Below are 5142 nucleotides of genomic sequence, written 5' to 3'. Positions count from 1 at the left end.
ATTGAATCAGTGCTTCAGAGCTGCTTCAAGCCGGAGTTTTTCAACACAATCGGCGAGAAGCTGTCATTCAGCATCCGGTCTGGCGGCATCGTGACGAGATTGAGATTTCTGTCGGAAGAGAACGAGGCCGGCCGCAAGAAAAAGCCACGGCTTTTATGCACAACCTTTATTGTCCATCGGGCTTAGTTGTTCCCCTGAAACTTGAATCTACCTCAGACTCAGTGTCTTCTCAGGGCAACCTCTGGGAGTAGACATGCCTTCAGGCTCGTTTCAACACCGCGTGTGGCAATGGATTGTCGCGTGCCTTCCGACGTCGGCGCACCTCGATGTACAGGAGCGCAATCATCGCTTCCTTGAAGAGGCGCTCGAACTCGCTCAGGCGAACTCCTGCACAAAGGACGAGGCACTCGAACTGGTGGACTACGTGTTCGGTAGGGCGAAAGGTGACGTGCGCCAAGAAGTTGGGGGCGTACTCGTTACGCTCGCAGCCCTCTGCAACGCCACCAGCGTTGACATGAATGAGGCCGCCGAACAGGAACTGGGCAGGAACTGGTCCCGCATTGATCGTATCCGCGCCAAGCAAGCGGACAAACCTCAGGGAACGGCTCGTCCTCAATGAAGGTAGTCTTAGCCGATCAGGGTGGCGCAAGCCTCGCCATCCAGTATTTCGCGAGCGGACGCTGACTCGCGGATGCAGATTTCGTATGGGACGGCCGACCTAAAGCATTGTTGCCTCAACCGTGACGTGGCGGAACAACGGTTTGGTAGAACATATGCAGATCGCCTGGTCACCGAGCTTGCGGATGCGGAAGCTTTCGAGAATGTTCAGGGGTGGCATGAGATCCTTGGGGGAAACGTGACCATCAATGACGATGAGAGCTTTGAAGTCGCCATCGGTTCGAGCTACACCGCAACCTTCGTGAGCGTGGATCAGAACGTCACACTGACGCACGATGGGCGGATTGACTGGGCCAGTGTTGAATTCGTGAAGCTGACAGCCATATCGGAAGTACGATGATCGATGAGCACGCTACAGCCAACTGGTTTTCGAAACCTGGCGACTCGATCCGCGCAATTATGCAACGACGCAACATTTCCGCGCGTGACCTTGCCGAGCGCTTCGAGGATGGGCTTGATGCTGTCCGCAGCCTCATAGACGGGTCGCGGCAGATCGACGAGTCTTCCGCTTCGACACTGTCGGCGGTCCTGGGAGCGACGGCGAAATTCTGGCTGAAGCGGCAGGAGAACTTCGATACGGCGGTCGACCGTGCTGTGGTTCAAGTCCGAGAAAGTGGACATGAGGATCTGCTGCTGCGCCTACCCGCTCCGGGCCAGAAAGCGCGTGGCAAGCTATCCCTAGAGCGCCGTGCGACCGAAATCCGCAAGAGATTGGTGTTCTACAACGTTCCGGACGCAGAATCGTGGACGGGTCGATATGGGCGCCTGGTAGGCGAAACGAACTATCGTACCTCCAAGGCATTCGCGTCAAAGGAAGATGCCACTCTTCTATGGCTCCGGCGCGGCGAACTTGAGGCCGACATGATCCAGACACGCGCCTGGAATTCCGGGAATCTGATGGATCGGCTGCGGGACATCCGAAGGCTTTCTATGATCCGCCATCCTCAGCTCTTTCTACCGAGGTTGAGGACGCTCTGCGCGGAAGCGGGTGTTGCGCTTGTAGTCGTCAAGGCTCCCGATGGCTGCCGCGCCAGCGGCGCGATACGAATGGTCGATCCCGACAAGGCAATGCTCCTGCTGAGCTTCCGCTACAAGCGGGATGATCAGTTCTGGTTCACGGTTTTCCACGAGATCGGACATCTGGTGCTCCATAAGGCGAACACCTTCGTTGACGATGATGCTCTACCGGGGGACGCAGATCGGGAAAACGAGGCCAACGAGTTCGCGGCGGAATGCGTCATTCCTGCCCTTCGGGAGTCCGAATTTGAACGCGTCAGGCCGAAACGAGACGACATCGTTCGCTTCAGCGTGTCGATTGGAGTGGCTCCAGGCCTAACCGTCGGACAGATGCAGCACCGTGGAATGCTGGAGCCCGACAAGTTGAACTATCTTAAGCGTACGTGGGACTGGAGGCAGATCAATCCAGCCACCGTCTAGGATCGCTATCCTTTGAAGTGGACGAATGCGGTCGGGCTCTTCTGCCAGTTGCACAAGGCATCCTCCATCACGGCCATTCCTACGTGAAGGTGTGCATCCAACTCATCCACCCAGCTCTGAAGCTGAGCTTCCGTCGCCGCGCCAGTGTGTGAACCTGTGAACAGGAGGCGTGCGCCGGAAGCGGGACCCGTGGCGCCCTTGAAGTAGGCGGATCCTGGCTCGATCGGTGCGATACCGTATCGCCCGATCAGCGCAAGGTAATCGAACTTCGCAAGGCGCCCAAAGGTCTTCACGCTCATGCTCCGATAAAGAGCATCGAAGATCGTTGCGGGATTGTTGCCTGTTTGCTGGATCTTTGCAGCGAAGAACGCTTGATGTCCCGTGGGCCCTATCCAACCGACGTAGCTGAGCAGGACGTCGCCGAAGCTCCTGTTGGAATTCGGCCGCAGACTCTCGTACTTCCGGTGATTGCCGAATTTTCCCCCGATGTTCATCCAATTCGCGGCGAGCCATGAGATCATTGCCTGTGGGTTGTTCGAAACAGTCTGCCAGTCCCACACCCCAGCCCCGAGGCGGCCGTATACCTGCTGCAGTCGAAGCCATCCGGAAGACGCAGGTCGAGCGAAATGCGTCATGAGGAAAACAAGCCATGCCGCCTCTTCTACGTTGCCGTTCTGCATATGATATGCAACCGCGCGCTCGGCATCGAACGTGCCCGAATTGGGATCTGCTTTCCTTGCAGTGACGGGCCTTTCCTGTACTCGCCTGTAGTAATCTTCGCGTCTTAGGCTCGCGAGGAGCTGCATCGCGAGTGTGTCGCGCGCTAGGTTTCCCGAGGCACCTGGAAGATTACGAACGCTGGCGGAGAAGGTCTGAAGAGCGCTAGAGATCTGCGCATGCTGCAGCTGCCTGGTCGGCCACATTTCAGGCTGCTCCATTTGTTTTGGTATCTCGCAGGGCTCGGGTCTTCAGCCTTCGCTCGAGATATGTTCGATAAACCTCGTCATGAAACTCGGCCTTCAACTCGTCGAGACCTTCGAATCCTGGTGCACCCCGCCGTTTAGTAGCCCAGAACACCTGGAGAAGGCGAATGATGTCAGCCCAGTATGGTTCTCTCGCAAAGTCTTCGGCCCGAATTTTCTTTTCTGCCCGGATCTCCCCCTCAGCCTGCAACAGCGCGTCGGTAATCGAGAATGCGTCTCCGGAAGGCATCGGGGGCATTTGCACGGTCTTCTGATGTCCTTCATTCACGTAATTCTTCATCGGCTCGATCGAGCCGTCGTAAACGTGCATGCTGGTGGCGTAGTGAAGGTAATCCCCCGGATCGAGGTCAAGGCGAGTTGCCATCATCTCCTGGAGCATAGTGAAGCAGAACACGTCATGCGGCAGGCCCTTGTACGCGTCGTTCGACCGCATCGTGGTGGACATGTGAAGACGGCCGTCGCGCGCTACGAATTGCAGTGCAGTCGTGCACGGAATCTCCTCGTGATGGACCGCGATGTCCGCAGCATCGTAAAGTTGGATCACAGCGCGCTTGGACGTGGATTTCTCTTTCAGAAGCCTGGTGACATTCTCAAGCTGGTTGATGCTTCCGCGCATCGCATGGATCCGCGGACCGTAGGCGCCAGCGAGGATGCCATCTTCGGCATCCTTGGCGTAATCCGGGATATATTCCTTGATGAACTCGAGAGTATTGAAGCCTCCGAGATACCAAAGCAGTTCCCCCAAGGCGCTGAACGGCTTGCCACGGTCCTGCGATCGACTGATCCGAGCTCTGGGGTTAGTCATTCGGAAGGACACCCCAAGCCTTTCTCGCATTTCGCCGCGGGTGCCGACGTTCGCGGCTCCCTCCGCGAGAAGGATCGGGTACAGTTCGATCAGTATCTCATCAATGCCTTCACCGCACAGATACATGCCGCCCCCCGAATCTACCGCTGCGGCACATGTTATGACTGGATTTCGGCAAGTAAAATACTCCCGGAGCGGAGCTTCTGGCTTTTCTCGCACCTGGGCGAGCGGCACGGGGAACGAAAGAGATGGTCGCCCTGTCGTAACGGCGCAGAAGTTCGGCCGCGAGAGATTAACCGATAAGGCAGCGAGACGAACCCTACTTCCCTTTTGGGGTTGCTCCCCCATGAATAGGCGTCACATGAACGACCACTTTTTTCAGATCGACTGGCGCATTGTGATGGCTGAAAACGGGTTGCATTGCCGCCATGCGCTTTGCCCGCGACCGTCCGCTTTTATGCGAAGGCGAAGCGAGTCCGAACGGCCGACTTGGGGCGCGAAGCCGACGGCCAAGCGCCGAATGGCCTAAATTTCCGAAACGGGTGCTGTGAGCATCAGCGGCTTGGAGGACTGCAGAGATGTTGTCGGATTTGCCAGCCTTCGTTCGTCCTAGGGTCGCAACAGTGAGTCCAAACCATGCCTGAACAGGCCAACGCCGAAGAAGCCCGGATCAAAGCCCTTCTCGAGGACTGGGCGGACGCAGTCCGCCGGCACGATCTTCCCGCCATTCTTGCGCACCATGAGCGGGACATGGTGATGTTCGACTTGCCGCCGCCACTTCAATGCAGGGGCATCGAAGCCTGCGAACAGACCTGGGATCTGCTTTTCCGTTACCACAAGCCCGGTACAGTCTTCGACTTTCGGGAACTCGCCGTTACCGCGGGCGCGGACGTCGCCTTCGCGGTCGCCATCATGTGGTGCGGGCCTGACTCATCCAGCAATCCTTTAGACAAGGACGGCTTTCTGTTCCGACTGACTGTGGGCCTGCGCAAGGTCGATGGCGACTGGCGCATCGCACACGAGCATCACTCCGTGCCTTCGACGGACTGAGTCCGCAGGTCAGAATCCGTCCACTGTGTCGGTTCATCGGGCGCTGAGAGCGCCAGAGCTGGCCGGCTAGTCAGTGTCCACTTACTGGCCGGATCTGCATGTCAGCTATTGGGCGCGTTGCTGACAAGCAATTTTGTGGGGCCGAAGAACGAACCCGCTGCGCGGGATGGGCGCGTGTGGTGAGGTAGA

The 5142-nt window shown here is 57.7% G+C and carries 7 protein-coding genes; 5 read left to right on the top strand and 2 right to left on the bottom strand.

What is annotated here, in order from left to right; all coding sequences use genetic code 11:
* From AU465_RS36040 to AU465_RS33370, 4 genes are all read left to right on the top strand, one after another.
* A partial coding sequence (locus tag AU465_RS36040) for a hypothetical protein (protein WP_210325379.1) occupies positions 1–186 on the top strand: 186 nt, incomplete at its 5' end.
* A gap of 67 nt (positions 187–253) precedes the next feature.
* On the top strand, positions 254–619 hold the full coding sequence (locus AU465_RS33380) for a hypothetical protein (RefSeq protein ID WP_192257316.1): 366 nt from the start codon (positions 254–256) through the stop codon (positions 617–619).
* A 72-nt stretch (positions 620–691) separates the two neighbouring features.
* Entirely contained in the window at positions 692–1018 is a 327-nt protein-coding gene (locus AU465_RS33375) for a hypothetical protein (protein WP_192257314.1), read from the top strand.
* Positions 1015–2115 (top strand): ImmA/IrrE family metallo-endopeptidase, encoded by a 1101-nt coding sequence (locus AU465_RS33370; RefSeq protein WP_192257312.1) that lies wholly within the window; start codon positions 1015–1017, stop codon positions 2113–2115. The genes AU465_RS33375 and AU465_RS33370 overlap by 4 nt, the downstream gene beginning before the upstream one ends.
* 5 nt (positions 2116–2120) lie before the next feature.
* Here AU465_RS33370 and AU465_RS33365 read toward each other — a convergent pair whose 3' ends face one another.
* Both AU465_RS33365 and AU465_RS33360 read right to left on the bottom strand, forming a co-directional pair.
* Positions 2121–3053 (bottom strand): alpha-glutamyl/putrescinyl thymine pyrophosphorylase clade 3 protein, encoded by a 933-nt coding sequence (locus AU465_RS33365; protein ID WP_246506662.1) that lies wholly within the window; start codon positions 3051–3053, stop codon positions 2121–2123.
* The gene (locus tag AU465_RS33360) at positions 3040–4029 is read right to left on the bottom strand and encodes a thymidylate synthase (RefSeq protein WP_192257310.1); all 990 of its coding nucleotides are present in this window, start codon (positions 4027–4029) and stop codon (positions 3040–3042) included. The genes AU465_RS33365 and AU465_RS33360 overlap by 14 nt, the downstream gene beginning before the upstream one ends.
* A 510-nt stretch (positions 4030–4539) precedes the next feature.
* Here AU465_RS33360 and AU465_RS33355 point away from each other — a divergent pair.
* Positions 4540–4953, top strand: coding sequence for a YybH family protein (locus tag AU465_RS33355; RefSeq protein ID WP_192257308.1), 414 nt, complete (start codon positions 4540–4542; stop codon positions 4951–4953).
* Positions 4954–5142: the final 189 nt, after the last annotated feature.

Origin of the sequence: Mesorhizobium silamurunense, from assembly GCF_014843905.1 — a bacterium.
In the GTDB taxonomy this organism is placed as follows: Bacteria; Pseudomonadota; Alphaproteobacteria; order Rhizobiales; family Rhizobiaceae; genus Mesorhizobium; species Mesorhizobium silamurunense.
This window is presented reverse-complemented; position numbering and strand designations above follow the sequence as displayed.